Raw genomic sequence first — 22,444 nt, forward strand, 5'->3', positions numbered from 1 at the left:
CATAGGCAAGAGGAAAAATAAAAAATTTAAAACGAGTTGCTTACTGCAGCTTCAATGAATGATCGGACTTCTTTTTGTTTTCCTTCACTGAGAAGTTGAACGATTTTACTCCCTACAATGACACCTGCACAACTTTTTCTAAAACGCACAACATGTTCCTTCGATGAAACACCAAAACCAGCTAAAACAGGTTTGTCACTAACACTTTGAATATACGCCAAATGTTCATCTAAGCTTTCTTGATAATTTCGACCAGTTCCTGTCACACCATTCACTGCCACTGCATAAATAAAGCCTTCCCCCGCTTTCACTAATTCTGGGATTCTTTCTTTTGGCGTGGTCAATGCAACTAACGGAATCAATGCGATATCACTATTCTTTAACAACGGTGTTAGTAAGTCTTGGTGTTCATACGGTAAATCTGGAATGATCAATCCTAAGACATTTGTCTCCCCTAAATCTGTTACAAACGAATCTAAGCCGTAATTAAAAATTGGATTGAAATAGGTCATGATCACTAAAGGCGTTGAGGTTTCGATTTGTTTGAGCTGTTGTATTATTTTTTTTAGTGTCACCCCATGATTTAATGCGTTTAGGCCTGCTTCTTGAATGATAGGACCATCTGCGACCGGATCTGAAAAAGGAATTCCTAATTCGATTGCACTTGCACCAGCTTCTGTCAGCAGCTGAATTTCATTTGCCAATTGATCCAGACCTTGTGCTCCTGCCATAATGTACGGTACAAAAATCGTTTCATTTGCTTCTTGCTTCTCTTTTAATTGTTTTGTTAATGGTTTCATTGATTATCCTCCTGTTCGAACAATTCTTTGATTTGCTGTACATCTTTGTCTCCACGACCAGAAAGACAAACGATGATTTGTTTATCTGATCCAAGTTCTTTGGCCACTTTTATCGCATGGCTAACAGCATGAGCGCTTTCTAATGCTGGAATGATTCCCTCAGTTTCACATAATATCTTAAAAGCATCTAATGCTTCTTGATCCGTCACCGATTCGTAGCTTGCTCTATGCGTTTCATTTAAATGACAATGTTCTGGGCCTAGACCTGGATAATCTAACCCAGCTGAGATAGAAAATGCTTCTAAAATTTGTCCATTATCGTCTTGCAATAGTTTCATCATGGCACCATGCAGGACACCTGTTTTCCCTTTATTGATCGATGCCGCATGCGACTCTGTTTCCAACCCTAATCCAGCAGCTTCAACACCAATCAATGCCACATCATCATTGATAAATGGATAGAAAATCCCCATTGCATTACTACCACCACCAACACAAGCGACCACCGCATCAGGTAATTTATTTTCTGCTTCTAAAAACTGCCGTCTGGCTTCAATTCCAATAATACTTTGATAATCACGAACGATTTCTGGAAATGGATGTGGCCCTAAAACAGACCCCATCACATAATGTGTATCTTCAACATTCGCAACCCAAAAGCGCAACGCTTCATTGACTGCATCTTTTAGTGTTTTACTACCTGATGTCACACTTTCAACTTTCGCACCTAATAATTCCATACGAAAAACATTCAACGATTGGCGCGCTACATCGACAGCGCCCATAAACACCGTACATTCCATTCCAAACAATGCAGCCACCGTAGCAGTTGCCACACCATGTTGCCCCGCTCCTGTTTCTGCGACAATTTTTTTCTTCCCCATTTTTTTCGCTAGCAAAATTTGACCAATCGTATTATTGATTTTATGCGCTCCAGTATGGTTCAAATCTTCTCTTTTCAAATAAATCTTAGCGCCACCAGCATACTCTGTTAAACGCTCTGCAAGATACAGCGGATTTTCGCGCCCAACATATTGCTTCAAGTAATAATTCAACTCAGTTTGAAATTCCTCATCTTCTTTCGACGCTTCATAAACTTCCTCTAATTCTTTGACAGCATACATCAATGTTTCTGGAACAAATTGACCACCGAACTCTCCATAAAATCCTTCTTTTGGCTGATTATACATAATTTTCCTCCTTGTGATAAAAGCGTAATGGGCTCGTTTAGGTTCGACTGAAAAATAGGAAAAATTGACTGTGACGCTTTTTGTCACTTTCCATTTTTATCTTTTTTCCGAGAACCTAGCCCATGAAGCTAGATAAAATAAAAGCGTAGTGGGCTCGTTTGGGTTCGACTGAAAAATAGGAAAACATGAACCTGGTGTTCTTTACCACATTCAGGTTTTATCTTTTTTCCGAGATGCTAGATTGCTTTCTTTAAAAAAGCGATTATTTTTTCTACATCTTTTTCTCCATTTGTTTCGACCCCACTTGATACATCAACCGCATATGGGTCAAATGTTTGTTTGGCTTTTTGAACATTTTCTGGTGTTAGGCCACCAGCGATGATGATTTTCTTGTTTTTGATAGAACGGGTATCTAGTTTTTGCCAATCAAATACTTCCCCATTTCCACCAACAAACTGTTTGGGTGGCGCATCAAATAATAAAAATTCTGCTGTTGTTTCTTGAATCAGTTTTTCTTGCGTTAGTCCATCGACAGGCACCGCTCGAATAAGCGGGACTGAAAAATGATCTGCCGTTAATAGTCCATGGATCTGCACCATATCCAGCTCGGCTTGTTGAATGATCCGCTCAACATCTGACAAACTCGGAGAAACAAAGACGCCTACTTTTTTTACTTCTTTTGGTACATTTTTTGTAATTTCTCTTGCCTTCTCAAGAGTAATTTGACGTTTGCTTTTTGCGAAAACAAAACCAAGATAATTCGCACCGTACGCTACTGCAGTGTTCACATGCTCTTCCGTTTTCAACCCACATATTTTCACTTTCATCGTAAGACCTGCAATTCTCTAACTTTTTCTTTAGGATCATTTTCCCGCATCAAACTTTCTCCGACTAATACCGCTTCATATTTTTCTTTTACACGTTCGACTTGTTCACTTGTCGAAAAACCTGATTCGCTGATATAGACTGCCGTTGTCGTTTGTTTCTCTCCTAATTTTTGACTGACCTCCACCGATACATCGAATGTTTTTAAATTCCGGTTATTCACACCAATCAATTGCGCCGACAAGCTTTCTGCTATTGCGAGTTCTTGTGCATCATGAACTTCGACTAAGACTTCTAAACCTAAAACAGTTGCTTTCTTATATAGCTCTTCTAATTTTGATTTAGATAATGCTGAAACAATCAATAAAATAATCGTTGCCCCCGCATTTCTTGCTCGAATCAATTGTTTTTCATCAATGATAAAGTCTTTACACAAAACAGGAATCGTAACCTCAGTCGTCACTTTTCGTAAATCTTCGATTGAGCCTTTGAAGAAGACCTCATCTGTTAAGACAGAAATTGCAGTAACCCCCGCTTCTTCATATGCTTTTGCCTGTTCGATTACATTGACAGAAAGATTGAGTGCACCTTTGGATGGAGATGCACGTTTGACTTCCCCAATGATATGCATTTTTTCAGGATGATCTTTGATCTGTTGATAAAATGAGTAGGTTTTACGTAGCGATTTAACTTCCTCTAGTGCCATAGCTTGTACTTCTTTTTTCTTTTCTTGAATGATCGTTTCTAAAAAATCCATTTAAGCAACCTCCTTTTGGATCTTTATCAATTGTTGTAACTTATCAAAAGCTGCACCACTCGCTACACACTCTTTCGCCAATACAATCCCATCTTGGATAGTCTCTACCTTCCCGTTACTGAAAAAACCTAATCCAGCATTTAATAATACGGTATCCAAATAAGGACTTGCTTGATTTTTCAAGATAGACAATAAGGTTGCTGTATTTTCTTCAGCATTTCCTCCATGAATAGCTTCTATAGGAAGACGATTAAACCCAAACTCTTCTGGCTCGATCGTATGCATCGTGATTTTTTTTTCTTCTAGCAAGGCGAAATGGGTCGTTCCAGCCAAGGTTGCTTCATCCAAACCACCTGAACCATTCACCACGACTGCTCGTTTACGGCCTAATTCACCAAGTGTTTTTGCCGTTTCTTCCAATAGATCTCGTCGATAGGTTCCCATCAGTTGAGAGTCTAGTAAGACTGGATTTGTTAAAGGTCCAATCAAATTCAAGATTGTTGGTGTTCCAAGTTCTTTCCTAACGTTCATCACATATTTCATTTTCGGGTGCATATGTGGTGCAAAGAGAAAAGCCAACCCCACTTCATTCAGTACTGTACTTAGTTTTTCTGATGAAAGAGCAATATCGACACCCAAACATTCAAAAATATCTGCGCTTCCTGATTTGCTAGAAATACTACGATTACCGTGTTTAGCTACCGTTACACCTCCTGCCGCCAAAACAAAAGCCGCCGTTGTACTAATGTTGAAACTGCCTGATTGATCGCCACCCGTTCCACAATTATCCATAACATTCGCTTTTTGACAATCGATAGTGACCGATTTTCGCTGTATTGTCTCAGCAATTCCTGCCATTTCTTCTGCCGTTTCGCCTTTGCACTTCAACGCTGTTAAAAAGGCTGCAATTTGACTATCAGTTAATCGCCCTTCAAAAATCTGTTCTGCGACTTGTTCTGCTTCATTACGTGTTAAATGTTCCTTGTTGAAAACTTTCTCAAATAGTTCGTTCATCTTGTTTTTCCTCCATTAGTTGGATAAAATTTTTAATGATCTTTGTACCGATCGTCGTTCCAATTGATTCTGGGTGGAACTGAACGCCAAACACTGGATAGTCTTGGTGCTCAATTGCCATGATTTCCTGATCATCTGTTGCTTTTGCGGTAACTATCCATTCTTTTGGCAAGGTTTGGTGATCAATAATCAGTGAATGATATCGCATAACCGAACTTTCCTCAGAGATACCTTTAAACAGCCGACTGTCTTTATCAATCGTAATAATCGATTGCTTTCCATGCCGAATTTCTTTTGCTAAAATCACTTTGGCTCCAAATACTTCACCGATTGTTTGATGGCCTAAACAAATCCCCAACAATGGCTTTGTCTGATAAAAACGTCGAATCACTTCTTTTACATAGCCAGTTTCTTTGGGCGTTCCAGGACCTGGTGAAATAACGATTGCCTCCGCCTTGTCTGCTAGCTGAAGAACATCATCTGAATCGTTTCGCGTAATCACGACTTCTTGATTTTTTCCGATCAATTGCGCCAAATTATAGGTAAACGAGTCATAATTATCGATCAATAAAATCATTGTCCCACCTCCAACAGTGCTTTCGCTTTGTGTAGTGTTTCTTCATATTCTTTTGATGGATCAGAATCATATACGATACCAGCACCTGCTTGAACATAGGCTTTGTTTTTATGGATCACCATCGTCCTAATTGCAATTGCAAAATCAGCTTGGTCATTTTTCGACAAGTAACCCACTGCTCCAGCATAAATGTTTCGTTTTACTGGCTCGATTTCATAGATTCGTTGCATCGCTCTAATTTTAGGTGCACCACTTACTGTTCCAGCTGGCAGTGTAGCCTTTAAAGCATCCATTGCCGTTAAGCCTTGTTTGAGTTTTCCTGTCACGACCGAAACAATATGCATGACGAAGCGATACTTCTCAACCACCATGTAAACAGGAACCTCAACGGAGCCAATTTCACTAACTTTCCCTACATCATTACGCCCTAAATCGATCAACATCAAATGTTCCGCACGCTCCTTTTCGTCATGGATCAACTCTTGTTCCAACTGCAAATCTTGTTCGACTGTTTGTCCACGTTTCCGAGTTCCAGCAATTGGGTTTGTGGTCACCACTTGTTTTTTTACACTGACAAGACTTTCAGGGGACGAACCAATCACATATGTCTCGCCAAAATCTAGAAAATATAAATAGGTTGATGGATTCGTAACTCTTAATCTGCGGTAATAGTCGAAGGGCTCTTCATCAAAATCGGCAGTTAAACGTTGTGATGGAACCATTTGGAACATGTCGCCTTTTTTGATGTAGTCTTTTATTTGGGTAACCACTTTCTCAAAACCCTCTTTAGTGAAATTACTTTGGTAGTTCAATTTTTTTAACTGGATTATTTTTTGCTCTTCTTCATTTGGCATTTGAAGTTCTTTTATTGTTTGTTCGATGGCTTCTTCTAGGTCTTTTTCTCCACGTTTAGAGTAACTATCTGATTCAACTAAACTAATCTTTTCACTCACGTGATCAAAAATAAGATAGGAATCGAATAAATAAAAATGAATGTCTGGTACATTTAATTCATCGAAAGGTTGCTCGCCTAACTGCTCATAACAAGCGATCACATCATATCCAACATACCCGATCGCGCCGCCTTGGAATGGTAAATCAACTGGAAGGTTCTCTTGTTTCAAGACGTGTTTTTCAATTTCTTTCAATGGGTCTTTTGTCGTAATCGGTTGTCCATCGATCGTTAATTGATTACCATAACAGGTAATCTCAGAAACAGCATTCCAAGCAATGATCGAATAACGTCCTTTGCTTTTATCTCTAGGAATACTTTCTAAAAGACATTTGTTTGTTCCTTGGATTCTTAAAAAGGCCGAAATTGCTGTTAGATAATCCGCTTGAAGCTCTTTAATCAATTGCATACGATTTCCTCTTTTCTATTTTTTAAGGTAAAACAAAAAGCCCTCACAAAACAGACGGTCATCTGTTCTGTGAGGGCGAATAATACTATCCACGGTACCACCTCAATGGAAAGACAATTCTTTTAAGTAACTCTGGAATCACGTTCTCCTTATCATTATTGGAGTATACGATTGAGTGATTCCTCTAAATGTTACTTCTTTCTCTTTGTGCTTCGTAATATACAAAAAAGCCCTCAAACCACACAAAATCTGTGGTTTGAGGGCGATATATTCACGGTGCCACCTCAAGTTTGAAAGAAATTCTTTCCTCTTATCAGTCGTCTATCAACGACCTTACTCTATAACGGGAGTTCCCGAAAATGCCTACTACAGTTCAACATTTTGCTCGAAAGTCCATTCACAACCCATCCCCTACTGATTCGCAGTCCCATCAGCTCTCTGAAAAGTTCTTGTGTTGTTACTCCTCTTTCTCAAAGCTTTGTTATTGAAACTAATGATAGTAGAAAATGCTAATATTGTCAACTATTTTTTATATAAATTCAGAATTTCTACTCATTACTTTGAATGAACAAGGGTTTGTTTAATGATTTCTACAATTGTTTGAGAGGCCAATTCCATCGATTCCAAGGTAATAAATTCATATTGTCCATGAAAGTTTTCGCCACCTGTGAATAAATTAGGCGTTGGAATGCCCATAAATGAAATTTTTGACCCATCTGTGCCACCACGAAAAGGCTGGATATCTGGTTGGATTCCTATTTTTTTCATTGCTTTGACCGCAATCTCTACGGGGGTCATATCTTTTTCGATAATTTCGCCCATGTTGTAATACTGATCTAAGAAATCGATTGTGATTCTTTTTTTATCAAATGTTTCGTTTAATTCGTTAACGATATTAGACAGTGTTTGTTTTCTTTTTTGGAACAGTTCTTTGTCATGATCGCGAATAATATAGGTCAGTTCGGCATGATCCAATGTTCCCATAAATTTTGATAGTAAATAAAACCCTTCATGTCCGCGTGTTTTTTCAGGCACTTCCTCTTTGGATAGTTGGGCATCAATGTACTCACCAAGTTTGATGGCATTGACCATTACACCATAAGCCGTACCTGGATGAACGCTCGTTCCTTCAATTGTGATGACTGCTTGTGCTGCGTTAAATGTTTCATATTCAAAACAACCCACTCTGCCACTATCTATAGTATAGGCAAATTTTGCTGGGAAATTCTCAGCATCAAAGCGATCGGCTCCCCGTCCGATTTCTTCATCTGGCCCAAATGCAAGACGGACTTCACCATGTAAAATTTCAGGATGTGCAAGTAGATATTCCACTGCATCTAATATCTCAACAATCCCAGCCTTATCATCTGCTCCTAATAACGTTGTGCCATCTGTTGTGATCAAGGTCTGACCTACGTACTCTTTTAAATTCGGAAATTCTTCTGTTTCCATGATTATTCCTAATTTTTCATTTAGCACAACATCCTGACCATCATAATTTGGAAATACAGTTGGTTGAATGTTCTCAGCATTATAATCTGCTGTATCCAAGTGTGCAATAAAACCGATTGTTGGCACGCGCTCTTTTGTTGTCGCGGGTAAAACTGCCGTTAAAAAGCCATTTTTTTCATTGTACTGAATATCAGAAAGTCCTATTTCACCTAAATCCTTTTCAAGGATTTTAGCAAATTCAACTTGTCCTGGTGTGGTAGGAACGTTCTGACTAGTTGCGTCAGAACGTGTATTGATTTTCGCATAACGAATAAATCGTTCTAGTAATTGACTCATCTCTCTACTCCTCTAAATAAGCTGTTCTAAGATTGAAATAATCACCATATAAGTGATAACTGATGCCTTTTATTTTTGGATTGATCAAGTAGTTTGATGCACTTTGATACAATGGTACTTGTGCTGCATCTTGATCTAACAAGATATCCTCAGCCTTTTTGTAGTCCTCAAACTGCTTGTTTGGTGTGTTAGCATTGACTGTTCGTGCATCTGTAACTAGTTTGTCGTAGTCAGCATTTTTATATGAACCATAATTATAAGCAGACTCTCCCGCATACAAATTGAAATACGAATCTAAATCACTACTTCCAGCAATCCAACCTGATAATGATAGTTCATAGTCTTTATCTTTACGTGTTTGTATCACATTGTTTTTAGGTTGTGCATTGATCGTGATTTCAATGCCTTTTAAGTTTTCTTGTAATTGACTTTGAACATATTCAGAGATTTTTTTCCCATTGTCATCATCCGAAACTAAAAGAGATAGTTTGATTTTATCACCTAATTCAGCCTTCGCTTTTTTCCATTCGGCTTGAGCTGTTTTCACATCATAAACTGAATGATCTCCGCTAAATTTCCGGAAGTCTTCAGACGTTTCTGGATTTTTATATAATCCACTTGGAATCAGACCGTTCAGTGGTTTTGAGCCATCATTTAGCACGCTTTTTGTTAAGGCATCTTTGTCGATTGCATATGCGATTGCTTTTCGTAAATGGTTATTTGCAAGCGCTGTTCCTTCTTTCTTATTGAAATCTAAATAATTGTTCGCCACATCTGAATGCGTTACATATCCCGCATCGTCGCTGTATTGTTGAACGTATTGACCACTGATTCGAACTAAATCTAATTCATTTGATTGATATAAATTGATTCCTGTATTCTCTTCTTTGATTGTATTGACTTTGACTTCTTCTAGTTTCACTTTATCAGCATCATAGTACTCAGGATTTTGCTTTAATGTCCAGGTATCAGATGATGCGTCCCAATCGGTTAAGATAAATGGTCCACTGTAAATCAAATGATCGCTATCAGCCGCATATTCTTTTCCTTGTTTTTCAACGTAAGCCTGATTTTGCGGTGCCAACCAACCAATCGAAACAACGGCTAAAAATGATGGCTGCGCTTGTTCTAATGTCACTTCAAATTCTTTGTCACTTGGTGCTGAAAGCCCGATTTCATCTACAGATTTTTCACCATTGCGAATCGCATTGCTATTTTTCACATTGTCTAATAAATAAGCGTTTGGGCCAATCGTTGCTGGCGTTACTAATTTTTTCCATGAATATAGGAAATCTTGTGCAGTGATTGGTTCACCGTTACTCCATTTGATATTGTCTTTTAGCGTAAATTTATAGCTTAAACCGTCTTCACTAATGTCAACTTTTTCCGCTAAACCTGGAATCGGTGTGCTATCGTCGTCAAAACGGTAAAGACCTTCAAAAAGATGTTGCACGATCGTAAAGGTGTTTTTATCCATTGTTTGCGTTGTATCTAAGGTTGAAAGTGGTGTTGGTGAGCTGATTTCAATTTTTTGGCTGGCTGCGATTGTTCCGTTTTCATTCTTGGTTGTTTCTTTTTTGTCATTGCCCCCGCATGCTGTTAGTAATAATCCCGTTAATACTGCACTTACGACTAATAATTTTTTCTTCACTTTGTTTCCCCCTTCAGTATCTGTATACATTAAACTACTCCTACCTGTATGTGAATGTTGAAAATAAGTTGTCCTTTACTCTGGCATAGCCACTCATGGCGATTGACAACAAAAAAACTCCCGTCCTATAAAAAGGACGAGAGTTTCTAACTTTCGCGGTACCACCTTCAATTGGTCTAATGACTATTAGACCCACTCTTTCAGTACAAACATACTGAGGCGCTATAACAGGCGCACCTGAATTGATCTCAACGTGTTCGATCAATTTGTTCAAAGGCCATTTTCATTTTCATATTCACTATCTCTTCCCACCAACAGAGACTCTCTTTAAGCTATCTGAAAAATACTTTCCTTATCTTCACATTTAATTTTAATAGATAATGTATTACGAGAATTGTAGCATATAGTTAGAACAATCGTCAATATAGGTGGGTAATTTTTTTTATCCATAGAAAAACCATAATGGTAGGCTTTCTCTCTTTATTTAAGGAATAAAAAAGTATCTACTCTATCCATTATTATCACATCTGATAGGATAATAACGATAAAAATAGATACTTCTTTTAATTTATTTCAACGCTTTTTGCACATCTTCGATCATTAAATGTGTAGATTCTAATCCGCCACCACTTAGGTACCAAACATCTGGTTGTAGGCTAATTACTTTCCCGTTTTTGCCTGCATTCGTTTGTTTAACGAGCTCGTTATTTTCTACGTTGTCATTTGTATCATCGCCACCGATTGCTTTTGTACGGTCAACCACGAATAGGATATCTGGATTTTTTTCTAAGACATATTCATAAGAAACACTTTGTCCATGCGTAGAAGCTTCGATCGCATCATCTGCTTGTTTGAAGCCAAAAGTATCATGCACAATCCCAAAACGAGAGCCTGTTCCGTAAGCTGATAGTTGTCCTTCATTTACTAACACAACTAATGCTTTCTCATCACTTGCTTCTGCTTTTTCTTTAACGTCTGCAATTTCTTTTTCAAGATCAGCAATTTTTGTTTTAGCTTCATCTTTTTTATCAAAGATTTCAGCTAGTGTCTCAATATTCTTTTTTGTAGAATTCCAAGTATCTTTAGCATCTACTGATAGATAAATAGTTGGGGCAATCTTGCTTAACTTATCTTGAAAATCTTGTTGGCGACCAGAAATAATGATCATATCTGGTTTTAATTGATTGATTTTTTCTAAGTCAGGTTCTTTGATTCCGCCTGCTGATTCTACTTTTTTATAATCAGATAAATATGCAGGTAAATTCTTTGTTGGTGCGCCAATAACGGTATCTCCAACACCTAATGCATCGATCGTATCCAATGATCCGTTATCAAAAACAACAACTTTTTTAGGATTTTTGGGTACTTCAACAGAACCATTTGAATCGTTTATTGTGATTGTTGTTGCTTCTGAACTTGATTCTTTAGAGCCAGAACCGTCCGTTGTTTTTTTGTCATTGTTAGTGCATGCACCTAAAGTAAGTAATGCAATCATTGATACTGTTGCAAAGGCTAAGAATTTCTTTTTCATTTTATTTCCCCCAATTTAATTAATGTTTTTAAATTTTTCTGCTTTTATTACTCAAAGTCTGAACAAACGTGTTCCGCTTTTCCAGTGATCTAGCTTCACACGTTAGTCTTTTCGGCAATAACGATTAAAAATTCACAGAGAAAAACACTCTGCTATAATTTTTCTTCTTTTATTGCTCAAAGTCTGAACAAACGTGTTCCGCTTTTCTAGTGATCTAGCTTCAAGTGTTAGCTCTTTCGGCAAATAGATAAAATCATTTCAACGGTAAGGAACACCTTTGAATGATTTTCCTAATTTGCTCAAGAGCTGGACAACTCTCTCAGCTTTTCTAACTAAAATACATACAAAATCTTTTTCCTTCGATCTCACAAATTCGGATATTCATATCGTAAAGCTTATTCAATACTTCTGACTGAATAATGTCGTCTGTATTGCCATGGGTAAATAGTCGGCCATCTTTCATTGCGACGATTTCATCTGCATAGCTTGCCGCAAAATTGATATCGTGAAGCACGATAATAACTGTTTTCCCAAATTCATCGACCAAGCGTCGTAATGTTTGCATCATTTGGACTGCAAAATTCATATCTAAATTATTCAACGGCTCATCCAGCAAAATATAATCTGTATCTTGTGCCAAAACCATTGCAATATAAACACGTTGTAATTGACCACCTGATAGCGTATCGATTAGTTCATCTGCAAGATCAAGTAAGCCAAGATTTTCCATTGCTTCTTCCACTTTTTCATGATCTTCTTTTTTCAAACGGCCTTTGCTATAAGGAAAACGTCCAAAATTAACAAGCTCTCTGACTGTGATCTTTAAATTGATTCCATTCGTTTGTTTTAAAATCGATAGTTTTTTAGATAATTCACTTTGTTTCCACGTTTTCACTTCATTGTGATCTAAATAAATTTCACCTGTGTCTTTAGGAATCAATCGACTCATCATTGAAAGCAGCGTGCTTTTCCCTGCCCCATTTGGACCGATAAAAGCAGTTAATTTTTGCTCTGTGATCGGCAATTGAACTTCTGAAACAACAATTTTTTCACCATATCTTTTTGAAACATTTTTGATTTCGATCATCTGCGCTGCTTCCTTTCACTAATAATCTTTCCAACAAAATAAACACCGCCGCCAAATTCAATCACAATACTTAACGTCGTATTTAATTGAAACACTTGCTCTACAAGAAACTGACCAAATACTAACAACAAAATAGACAATAGACTACCACCTAAGAACAATTCGCGATGCCTATAAGTCCCCATCAATTGATAACTCATGTTTGCCACAATAAATCCAAGGAACGTCACTGGTCCCACTAAAGCAGTCGATAAACCGATCAGACCACTAATAACAGTCAATAATACAAACTGAAATCTTGGCACATTGATTCCAAGACTTGTTGCCTGCTCATTCCCTAAATGTAAAACGTCTAACGCATGACTTTTTATCCACAAAAAGCCCGTTAAAAGAGTAATCAAAATACCTGCTATCAACAGATGCTGACTGTTTACGTTTCCAAAACTGGCAAATAATTTCCCTTGTAATAGATCGTATTCATTTGGATCCATCACGACTTGTAGAAACGTACTAATGCTATTGAAAAAGGTTCCTAAAATAATCCCGATCATCAATAATAGAAAAAGATCATTCCCACCTTTTTTCAATAGAAAACGGGACAACATAATGCTGGCACTGACCATCAATAAAACGTTCAATAAAAATGTAGCAATCGTTTCATTGCCTAAAAGTTGTTGTCCACCCAAAAAGAAGAACAATAACGTTTGGATAAAAACATATAGTGAATCTAAACCTAAAATATTTGGCGTTAAAAAGTGATTTTGTGTCATAGTCTGAAAACTGATTGTCGAAAATGTTGCTGCAATCCCGACAAAAACAAACGCTAATAACTTTTTCCCTCTAAGCTCTAGGGCAAATGCCCAATTCCCATACGTTTTATACGACAGGTATAACGCACAAACCGCAATTACGGCGATCAACAATAAACTAACTTTTACCGCTGATGATTGGAAGAATTTTTTCATGCTGTTTTCCTCCTCATCAATAATGCGATAAAGATAACGCTACCTAACACACCGACCACAACACTCACAGGCACTTCATACGGCGCTATCACGACGCGTGCTAATACATCACACGCTACTAAAAAGATACTGCCACCAACCGCTGTGATTGCTAATGTATTTTTCATATGATCACCATATCGCATGGATACAAGGTTTGGCACAATGACACCTAAGAACGGAATATTCCCCACCATGATCAAAACAACTGCGCTAGATAACGCCACGATCCCTAAGCCAAATAATTGGATACGCTGATAATTTAGACCTAGATTCGTCGCCATATCTTCACCCATACCGACCACAGTAAAACGATAAGCAAACAGATACGTGATAATCAAAAGCGGAATCGTCAGATAAAGCAATTCATAATTTCCTTTCATTACTGTAGAGAAATTCCCTTGCAACCAAGACGACATATTTTGAACTAATTGAAACTGATAGGCAAAAAATGTGGCCACCGAACCGATGATATTTCCAAACATCACGCCAATCAATGGAATCATGACTTGATTTTTTGCGGGTAAAAATCGTGTTAAATAAATAAAAATCAATGTGCCGCCAAAGGCAAATAGGAAGGCAATAAACGAACGGAATAATAACGGCGCACTAGGAAAAAGAATCATGACTACCAAAATCCCTAATCGAGCGCTATCCATCGTACCTGCCGTACTTGGCGAAACAAATTTATTCTGTGTTAAATGTTGCATGATCAATCCAGAAATACTGATTGTACTTCCCGCAATGACCAAACTAATTGTTCGAGGTAATCGTGTTGTCAACAATACTAATTGTTGCTGAGAATCCCATTGAAATAATTGTGTTAGAGAGATATCTTTCACTCCAACAAAAATCGATGCTACAATCAAAAGGAGTAAGAGAACAAATAGGCCTATTTTTTTCATATACTTGCTCCGTTTTTCTACTTGCTAGAATGAACTACCCGAGAACTGAACGAACTTGTTCAGCTTTTCTCTTTGTCTAGCTTTACAAGCTTATTCTTCGGAAAAAAGATAAAACTTCCTCGTGTCTAAGTGCGACACGATTGCGTTTTCCTATTTTTCTGTCAGAATTAAACGAGCTTGCTCAGCTTTTCTCTCTGTCTAGCTTTACAAGCTTATTCTTCGGAAAAAAGATAAAACTTCCTCGTGTCTAAGTGCGACACGATCGCATTTTCCTATTTTTCTGTCAGAATTAAACGAGCTTGCTCAGCTTTTCTAATTGAGAATGATTTTCATTCTTACTTATTAGTCTATGCGAACTTGCCAATAAATGCAATACTTTTTTGCCTTTTATTCATTCTCAATTAGGAAGGAAAATCAGTTCTTTCGGGTGTTTCTATCTTGTTCTATGCTATAATTTGAAGTAAGACTAAATGGAAGCAGGTTGGATAATTAATGGCACAAGATGACTTACAGAAACATTTAGATAATGCAATGTATGGCACCCCGCTACTGAAACCAGAGGAACAACGAAAATATATGGGAACCTTTCGTGAAAGATGTTACCTAACCATGACGATTGCACAAATGAAAAATGCAGTCGATAAAGCAAACTTTCTTAAAGAATTGACTAAATATCCTGATGCAACGGTGCTTTTGAATGGTGCTATGTCTATAGATTTGCAGTCGGTTTATATTAAATTGATCAATGAGCAAAACATAAAATTCACTGTGGTCAATGACTTTGTTGAAAATACACCTGACTCGTTCGGATTAATTTTAACTGCCAAAGAAGCAGTCAATGAACAAACCATCGATATCGAACAAAAATACCCAAAACAAACCACTGCTACCACACAAACAGAATCACCTAAAAAAGGGTTCTGGCATAAATTATTTCATTAAACAGGAGGAACTATTATGGTAAGCCCAACTTTATTGAAACAAGATTTAGCAGACGCACTAAATGCCCACATCAAATTACTACGCGAAGTAGAACAAATCGAAATAGATCATATGGATGCTTTTACATTTATGATGCGTAGTTTTGGTTTTATGTTGGATTGATCGCCTAAAGTGCTCGTAGATGATGATGACGAAGCGTTGAATTATATGATGTTTCAATATTATAGTTTGTTAACGGAACTAAAATATAATTTGATTTTGAATTATCCCTATGCTCGTTTACAGGGGAAAACAATGAGTGAGGTCGTCGCAGCATTTCCAACAACGTATGAGCGCGAAATAAAACAATGGTGGGAAACAAAGACCGGATTAGATATTGAAGAGACCAAACAAACGATTGTGATTAAAGAATTGGACTATTAATAAACAAATAAAAAGAGAGGTTCGGTCATGCAACTGCTGACGAACCTCTCTTTTTATTTATCTCTGATAACGTAACGAATGACTCCTTGGTGGCATCTTCCAGTTGTTTTTACTCTTTCTTTATCGGATATTATTCAAAAACTTCTGGGTACAACATTTTTAGTACATCCATCGTCAACTGACGTCCTTGCCCTGAATGTGGATACGCATGCATGTGCATAGCTGGGTTAAAGTTGGCTTCTATGATTCCATACGTACGGCTATTTTTCGTTCCTTTGATTGATTTATCTGGAACAATCAAGTCGATTCCGCATATTTTTGCCCCTAAAGCTTGAACTGCTTCAATCGCAATTTGCTTATAACTTTCGTCAAAATTATCTGTCACATCGATGGAATCACCACCTGTGCTGATATTTGAGTTTTCTCGTAAATAGACGATTTGATCCTTTTCAGGAACAGAAGTAGTCAAAAGATTTTGCTCTTTTAACATCAACCGCTCAACATCGCCTAGCTGAATCAATTCTAAAGGAGAGCGGTGATGTGTTCCACGTAAAGGATTCAGATTTTTTTCTGCTACCAGCGCTTCGACCGAACGAATGCCATCCCCTATAACATTTGCAGGTACACGTAATAAAATAGCTCGTACTTGACCATCTAATACAAAGAAACGATATTCCGTTCCTGGTAGAAATTCTTCGATCAAAACAGCAGAATCTTCTTTAAAAGCTAAATGTAAAGCTTCAGTATAATCAGCCAAAGAAGCTCCTTCTTTAAAAATCGTGATGCCCAAACCATAATTGGTTGTTTTCGGTTTGATCACAAACGCTTTTTCAGAATATTTTATATAAGCTTGCTCTGCCTGCTCGATGGTATCAAATTCATCTCCAGCAGGAACCGTAAAACCAGCATCCGCCAACACTTTTTTCGTAACCGTTTTGTTCTCCATGATCAATGGAACAATGTAGCTATCTTTACTCGTCATATTTGCATTTTTGACATATTCGATATGGTCATGGTGTTTCAGTTTCAAGAATTGTTCTGCTTCGTCTAATAACTCGACTTCAATACCTTTTTGAATCGCATCAAATAATAGTAATTGGGTCGATAACTCCATATTTCTAAACCCTGCTAGTTGATAAGGGCGCTCAAAAGCCATCCCATGGTATTCTTTCCCAAAAATGATTCCTAATTCTTGATTAGAGTTACTTTCAATAATTGTCCACATTTTCCCAGCAATCGTTAAATCTGGTGTTCTTAATTGTGCTCGATGGATTTCTAAGGATTTCTTCGCTCTAAATAAACCTAAAGCCTCAATCATTTCGTCCATTTCAGCAAAAATCCGGTCACCTTCTGCGACTAATTTCACTTGGGCAAATGGATGACCTAGCGCAACTTGCTCATTCAAGAAATCACCAGTTGCTACCCAGTCATTCGGCGCTTCTTTTTCATCTGTCCACAATAAATACAACATAAACAAATGAATAAATTCAAGCGATTCTTCCTCAACACCTAATGGGGCAAATGGATTTAAATCCAAATTTCTTAGCTCAATATAGCGAACGCCTGTCTTAGGTAGATCAGCCATCTGTTTGCCACCACGTAGTCTCACTGCTGAATAAAATTCTTTTTCTTCTGATAATATGCCGTTTTCAACCATTCGGTGGATATCGTTGATATATTGTTGCAAAGATTCATACGATACTTTGACATTTTCATTATTTTTATAGCCAAATGAACTATTACGTAGACTTCTAACTGGTTCTTTAGGACGTTCTTCCTGCTCAGTGAAATAACCTGATTCGCTAACAGGAGACGCACCAAATAGATACGTAATCAGCCAACGATAGCGTAAATAATTTCGTGAGACTTTCATATATAAAATATTTTTAAATTCTTCGATCGTAGCGTATTCTGTTTGCTCTGCAAAAAGCTGCTGAACCAATTCGATATCATATTCAAAATTAAAATGAATCCCGCTAACCATTTGCTTGCGTTTGCCATATTCTCTTGCTAAATAGCGGCGATAAAGAATCCCTTCAAACTGCTCAAGCTTGGCAATTTTGATATCTTCATCTTTTAGTGGTAATTTTGGCGGCATGCTTAGCGGCCAAAGCATTTCATGCTTATTCATCGAACGGATTGCCACATCATGAATTGCAGCAAGATAACGCATCATTTCATGAATAGAATTTGCCACTGGCGTAATCAATTCCATTTGTGTTTCACTAAAATCAGTTTGAATGTAGGGATGATACGTTCTATTCCCTAAAATTTCTGGATGATCAGTCATTGCTAACTGACCGTCAAATGTCGTACGTTGACTTTCTTTTTCTAATCCAAAACGTGCAGCCATGACATATGGGCGCGCATTTTTTTTCTGTAACAACTCTTTAAATTTCATACTGTCGCCTTTCTTCCCCGTTATTATTCCATTACTCATCATTATATAGAAAAAGAGAAGCAAAAAGAATATTTTAGCTTAAATTTTGTTAAAAATGAAAGAAAATCTATTAATTAAGACTAAATTCTGTCTTTGTATCCTGTTTCCATTACACTATATCCTTTCAAGCTGTTAAAGTTCATTGTATACTAAAAAGAAAAACATGCGGAACAAAAGGAGAATATCCAATGAATAATAAAGCATTGATTGTTATTGATCTTCAAAATGGTCTTGAACATTCTGACACGCGTTTATTTCAGCTCACAACTGTTTTAACTGGCGTAAATCAGCGAATTGCAGATTACCGAAACAAACAGCAGCCGATTCTATTTATCCAACATGAAGATAACGAACTCGTTGTCGGAAGTCATGCTTGGCAATTATTTGATCAATTGGATGCCCATAAAGAGGACTTCTATATTGGAAAAACTCACGCTAACTCCTTTTTCAAAACCAATCTAAAAGATCTTTTAGAGAAACTTTCAGTAACCGAACTTGAATTTTGTGGTGCCCAAACGGAATATTGTGTTGATACAACAATCCGCATGGCTCATGGCTTAGGCTATACTTGTTTTATGAAACGAGGGCTAAGCACTACTTTGACTAATGACTTATTAGACGCAAAAACAATTATACAGCACCATGAGAATTTATGGGATCAACGTTTTTTGACCTTTTTTTGATTAAATAGCAATTGTTTTTCTATGCCTTCCAATTTTACCATACTCGTTGATTAAAAAATTAAAATTATCTCATGATATTCCCTAGTCATTCATGATAGTATAACTAGGGGATATTTATTGAACTATTTTTCTTCTGCTCTTATTTCCTATTCAACATAGATGCCCTGATATTTTATGAAAATGGAGGAACACATTAAATGAAATTTTCAAAAAGACAAATCCAAGATACGTTATACGTAACGATTGGTTCTTTTGTTTTAGCAGTATCGATCAACTCGATTTTACTGCCAAATAAAATCGTAGCAGGCGGTGCCAATGGGATCAGCGTTGTCATCAATTATTTGTTTGGTATCAACCCAGCCTTGGTTTTATACGCTATCAACTTACCCTTATTGCTTCTTTGTTTCTTACTTTTAGGAAAAGAAGTTGGGATCAAAACAATTTATGGTAGTTTGATTTATCCTTTCTTTGTGGGGATCACTACTCATTTACCTGTACTGACCCATAATATCTTTCTTGCAACGATATTCGGTGGTCTTTTGACAGGTATCGGATTAGGTCTTGAATTTAGAGGGAATGCTTCAACTGGTGGAACAGCAATTATTTCTCAAATCGTCAATAAATATTTTAAAATTTCATTAGGTGTATCGATTTTGTTTGTGGATGGCATCGTGATTTTATCCGCTCTATTTGTTTTCAATACTGACACCGTCCTATTCTCTCTGATTTGTTTATACCTTATTGGACGAGTGGTAGATATGGTACAAGTCGGTTTTGTTCGTTCTAAGAATGTTCTGATTATTTCACCAAAATATGCGGAAATCAAAGAGAAAATCTTAGTGGATATGGACAAAGGATTGACTATGATCCCGATCGAAGGTGGCTATCAAAAAAATCCAAGTATGCTCATGATGACCGTAATCAGCGAAAAAGACTTTGCTAAGATCAAAGAGAACGTCATGGCAATCGATGAAGAAGCTTTTATTGTTTCAATGAACGCAAGTGAAGTTTTTGGTCGAGGATTCAGTTTGAAAAAAATCGCAGAAGATTATGGGATTGAATCGAATAATCTATGATAAAAAGCATCAGCTAATGAAAAACCTCTGAAGAGACGCATTCTTCAGGGGTTTTTCATTAGCTGACACACCTTATTCTGATTGATTTAATAGGTCTGGGACATAACTCTGCGAGTCATATCTCAAACACCTGGTATACGAATAAACGGTGGGAGCAAAAGCAACCTCATTTCATTTTATTTATGCATTATCTTGATTGTCACAATTCAACGTGATTGCTTCACCATTACTAATTAAATGTTCTGCATGTTGTTCGCCCCATGAACAAAGTAAATCGAGAATTTCGCCTAATGACTCACCATAATCACTCAAGCTATATTCAACTTTTGGCGGAATTTGATTATAAGACTTTCTGTTAACGATATTAGCTTGTTCCAATTCACGTAGCTGTTGTGTCAACATTTTTTGAGAGATATTCGGTATTGCTCTACGTAATTCACTCGTGCGCATAACTTGATGCCTTAGATTACAAAGAATGATTGGTTTCCATTTGCCACCAATAACATCCATCGTAACTTCCACACCTATATTATAGGTTCTTGCCACTGACGCTTGTACAGATTCCATTTCCAACACTTCCTTCTAGCATATATTTAATCAAAAAAATCCCTATAAATCAATTAATTACTTTTTTGTTTGTATAGAACTTTAAAGTACGTACTATTCTTTTTCATTCGTTGCTGTTACGATAAGTTTACTTTAACGACGAAAGGAAGAGGACTATTGATCAATTCTTTAACAGATACAGTTTCATTAAACAATGAGGTAAATATGCCAGGTTTTGGTCTTGGTGTATTTCAAGTAAGCAATGACGATACGATATTATCTGTCCAAAAAGCGATTGAGGCTGGTTACACCAGTATTGATACTGCACAAATTTACGAAAATGAAGCAGGTGTTGCCGAAGGGATACGTCGTGGTTTAGCTTCTACTGGCAAATCTCGAGAAGATCTTTTTATCACAAGTAAAGTATGGAACCATCATTTAAGTTACGATCAAACCATCGAGGCTTATCACGACAGTTTGACCAAATTAGGCTTGGATTATTTAGATCTTTACTTGATCCACTGGCCTGGAAATAATGCGTTCTTAACCTCTTGGTCTGCTATGGAAGATTTGTACTTTAGTGGAAAAATCAAGGCCATCGGTGTTAGCAACTTTGAAATCCACCATCTACAAACATTGCTTGAAACAGCACGAATTACACCTGTGATCAATCAGGTGGAGCTTCATCCAAGAATGGCACAAAAAGAAATTCGAGCTTTCGGAAAAGAAAAAGGAATTTTGACTGAAGCATGGTCTCCACTTATGCAAGGTCAATTGTTAAAAGACGAAACCATTTTGGCAATTGCCAAAAAACATCAAAAATCTGCAGCACAAATTATTTTAAGATGGCATGTCCAAAATGAGATTGTTGTGATTCCAAAATCCGTTAAGGACTCTCGAATTAAAAGTAATGCTGCCATATTTGATTTTGAATTATCAGAAGAAGAGTTGCGCATGATTGACAAACTAGATGATGGAACCCGTGTTGGTCCACATCCAGATAAATTCTTCTTTGACTAAACTAGTGTAAGGAGCTATTCGAATGGAAATGAATATCAAAGGAAAAGTGGCACTAGTGACTGGCTCAACAAAAGGAATTGGCAAAGCAATCGCAATTGAGCTAGCAAAAGAAGGCGCACATGTCTTGATCAACGGCCGCAATGAACACGAGGTCACAACCTTCGTTACCGAATTAAAAGAACGGTTTCCCGAAACGTCGCCTCAAGCGGCCGTTGGGGATTTAGTTTCTGTTAATGATCGTCACCGTTTATTTGAGCAGTTTCCTCATGTGGATATTCTGATCAATAACATGGGAATTTTTCAACCTATGGCTTACGAAGATATCGACGATGAGACTTGGGAAACTTTTTTCCGTACAAATGTGCTTGCCGCTAACTCACTAGTCAAATTCTATTTACCAAACATGTTAAAAGAAAACTTCGGCAGAGTTCTCTTTATTGCTAGTGAGGAAGCGATCATGCCTTCAGGCGAAATGCCACAATACAGTATGACAAAAACGATGCAACTTTCGTTAGCCAAAAGCTTATCCAAGCTGACCAAAGGGACACATGTAACGGTCAATACGATTCTACCAGGCTCCACAATGACCGAAGGCGTGCGTGATATGCTCGAGGAAATGTACCCTGATCCCGCACTGTCATTAGCGGATAAAGAAAACCTATTTATGGTGAATAACCGCCCTTTATCACAAATTCAACGATTGATCGATCCAAAAGAAATCGGACGTTTGGCCGCGTTTATTAGCAGTCCCTATGCATCTGCTTTTAGTGGAGCCGCCATTCGTATGGATGGCGGGATGGTTCCAACTATATTCTAAGAAAAAA

General features: G+C 37.4%; 20 protein-coding genes, 1 pseudogene and 2 other annotated features. Of the genes and pseudogenes, 6 read left to right on the forward strand and 15 right to left on the reverse strand.

Annotated elements, in window-relative coordinates; translation table 11 throughout:
* Nucleotides 1-26: 26 nt before the first annotated feature.
* From trpA to fitA, 13 genes are all read right to left on the reverse strand, one after another.
* A complete protein-coding gene (gene trpA / locus I586_RS12060) occupies nucleotides 27-800 on the reverse strand; it encodes a tryptophan synthase subunit alpha (protein ID WP_010766417.1) in 774 nt (257 codons plus the stop codon).
* The gene (trpB, locus tag I586_RS12065; protein ID WP_010766418.1) at nucleotides 797-1,990 is read right to left on the reverse strand and encodes a tryptophan synthase subunit beta; all 1,194 of its coding nucleotides are present in this window, start codon (nucleotides 1,988-1,990) and stop codon (nucleotides 797-799) included. The genes trpA and trpB overlap by 4 nt, the downstream gene beginning before the upstream one ends.
* Nucleotides 1,991-2,226: 236 nt before the next feature.
* Nucleotides 2,227-2,817 carry a phosphoribosylanthranilate isomerase gene (locus tag I586_RS12070; RefSeq protein WP_010766419.1) on the reverse strand — a complete coding sequence of 197 codons (591 nt, stop codon included), beginning with the start codon at nucleotides 2,815-2,817 and terminating at the stop codon, nucleotides 2,227-2,229.
* Complete coding sequence (gene trpC / locus I586_RS12075) at nucleotides 2,814-3,572, reverse strand: indole-3-glycerol phosphate synthase TrpC (protein WP_010766420.1); 759 nt, start codon at nucleotides 3,570-3,572, stop codon at nucleotides 2,814-2,816. The genes I586_RS12070 and trpC overlap by 4 nt, the downstream gene beginning before the upstream one ends.
* The gene (gene trpD, locus I586_RS12080; protein ID WP_010766421.1) at nucleotides 3,573-4,586 is read right to left on the reverse strand and encodes an anthranilate phosphoribosyltransferase; all 1,014 of its coding nucleotides are present in this window, start codon (nucleotides 4,584-4,586) and stop codon (nucleotides 3,573-3,575) included. It abuts the gene before it with no gap.
* A complete protein-coding gene (locus I586_RS12085; RefSeq protein WP_010766422.1) occupies nucleotides 4,570-5,163 on the reverse strand; it encodes an anthranilate synthase component II in 594 nt (197 codons plus the stop codon). The genes trpD and I586_RS12085 overlap by 17 nt, the downstream gene beginning before the upstream one ends.
* The gene (gene trpE / locus I586_RS12090) at nucleotides 5,160-6,524 is read right to left on the reverse strand and encodes an anthranilate synthase component I (RefSeq protein ID WP_010766423.1); all 1,365 of its coding nucleotides are present in this window, start codon (nucleotides 6,522-6,524) and stop codon (nucleotides 5,160-5,162) included. The genes I586_RS12085 and trpE overlap by 4 nt, the downstream gene beginning before the upstream one ends.
* A 255-nt stretch (nucleotides 6,525-6,779) precedes the next feature.
* Nucleotides 6,780-7,007 (reverse strand) — a binding site (T-box leader).
* A gap of 72 nt (nucleotides 7,008-7,079) precedes the next feature.
* Entirely contained in the window at nucleotides 7,080-8,312 is a 1,233-nt protein-coding gene (gene pepT, locus I586_RS12095) for a peptidase T (RefSeq protein ID WP_010766424.1), read from the reverse strand.
* A 4-nt stretch (nucleotides 8,313-8,316) separates the two neighbouring features.
* On the reverse strand, nucleotides 8,317-9,993 hold the full coding sequence (locus tag I586_RS12100) for a peptide ABC transporter substrate-binding protein (RefSeq protein WP_010766425.1): 1,677 nt from the start codon (nucleotides 9,991-9,993) through the stop codon (nucleotides 8,317-8,319).
* 99 nt (nucleotides 9,994-10,092) lie between these two features.
* Nucleotides 10,093-10,331 (reverse strand) — a binding site (T-box leader).
* A gap of 200 nt (nucleotides 10,332-10,531) precedes the next feature.
* Complete coding sequence (fitD, locus tag I586_RS12105) at nucleotides 10,532-11,494, reverse strand: iron chelate ABC transporter substrate-binding protein FitD (protein WP_010766426.1); 963 nt, start codon at nucleotides 11,492-11,494, stop codon at nucleotides 10,532-10,534.
* A 328-nt stretch (nucleotides 11,495-11,822) separates the two neighbouring features.
* Nucleotides 11,823-12,581: an iron chelate ABC transporter ATP-binding protein FitD gene (gene fitC, locus I586_RS12110; RefSeq protein WP_010766427.1), complete on the reverse strand. Its 759-nt coding sequence runs from the start codon at nucleotides 12,579-12,581 to the stop codon at nucleotides 11,823-11,825.
* A complete protein-coding gene (gene fitB, locus I586_RS12115) occupies nucleotides 12,578-13,546 on the reverse strand; it encodes an iron chelate uptake ABC transporter family permease subunit FitB (protein WP_010766428.1) in 969 nt (322 codons plus the stop codon). The genes fitC and fitB overlap by 4 nt, the downstream gene beginning before the upstream one ends.
* Nucleotides 13,543-14,490: an iron chelate ABC transporter permease FitA gene (gene fitA / locus I586_RS12120; protein ID WP_010766429.1), complete on the reverse strand. Its 948-nt coding sequence runs from the start codon at nucleotides 14,488-14,490 to the stop codon at nucleotides 13,543-13,545. The genes fitB and fitA overlap by 4 nt, the downstream gene beginning before the upstream one ends.
* 492 nt (nucleotides 14,491-14,982) lie before the next feature.
* Here fitA and I586_RS12125 point away from each other — a divergent pair, with 492 nt between their 5' ends.
* Both I586_RS12125 and I586_RS12130 read left to right on the forward strand, forming a co-directional pair.
* A complete protein-coding gene (locus tag I586_RS12125) occupies nucleotides 14,983-15,432 on the forward strand; it encodes a YueI family protein (RefSeq protein WP_010766430.1) in 450 nt (149 codons plus the stop codon).
* A 15-nt stretch (nucleotides 15,433-15,447) separates the two neighbouring features.
* Nucleotides 15,448-15,855, forward strand: a pseudogene (locus I586_RS12130) (hypothetical protein).
* Between the two features lie 130 nt (nucleotides 15,856-15,985).
* Here the strand turns inward: I586_RS12130 and gshAB are convergent.
* Nucleotides 15,986-18,256, reverse strand: coding sequence for a bifunctional glutamate--cysteine ligase GshA/glutathione synthetase GshB (gshAB, locus tag I586_RS12135; protein ID WP_010766433.1), 2,271 nt, complete (start codon nucleotides 18,254-18,256; stop codon nucleotides 15,986-15,988).
* 227 nt (nucleotides 18,257-18,483) lie between these two features.
* Here gshAB and I586_RS12140 point away from each other — a divergent pair, with 227 nt between their 5' ends.
* Complete coding sequence (locus tag I586_RS12140) at nucleotides 18,484-18,978, forward strand: cysteine hydrolase family protein (protein WP_010766434.1); 495 nt, start codon at nucleotides 18,484-18,486, stop codon at nucleotides 18,976-18,978.
* 197 nt (nucleotides 18,979-19,175) lie between these two features.
* Nucleotides 19,176-20,054: a YitT family protein gene (locus I586_RS12145; protein ID WP_010766435.1), complete on the forward strand. Its 879-nt coding sequence runs from the start codon at nucleotides 19,176-19,178 to the stop codon at nucleotides 20,052-20,054.
* 180 nt (nucleotides 20,055-20,234) lie between these two features.
* On the opposite strand, the gene I586_RS12150 is transcribed toward I586_RS12145, so the two are convergent.
* Nucleotides 20,235-20,621, reverse strand: coding sequence for a winged helix-turn-helix transcriptional regulator (locus I586_RS12150; RefSeq protein WP_010766436.1), 387 nt, complete (start codon nucleotides 20,619-20,621; stop codon nucleotides 20,235-20,237).
* Between the two features lie 156 nt (nucleotides 20,622-20,777).
* On the opposite strand from I586_RS12150, the gene I586_RS12155 reads away from it, so the two are divergent.
* Together I586_RS12155 and I586_RS12160 are read left to right on the forward strand one after the other, a co-directional pair.
* Entirely contained in the window at nucleotides 20,778-21,620 is an 843-nt protein-coding gene (locus I586_RS12155) for an aldo/keto reductase (protein WP_010766437.1), read from the forward strand.
* Nucleotides 21,621-21,642: 22 nt separating this feature from the next.
* A complete protein-coding gene (locus I586_RS12160; protein ID WP_010766438.1) occupies nucleotides 21,643-22,437 on the forward strand; it encodes an SDR family NAD(P)-dependent oxidoreductase in 795 nt (264 codons plus the stop codon).
* The last annotated feature ends 7 nt before the right edge of the window (nucleotides 22,438-22,444 follow it).

Origin of the sequence: Enterococcus moraviensis ATCC BAA-383, assembly GCF_000407445.1 — a bacterium.
GTDB lineage: Bacteria > Bacillota > Bacilli > Lactobacillales > Enterococcaceae > Enterococcus_L > Enterococcus_L moraviensis.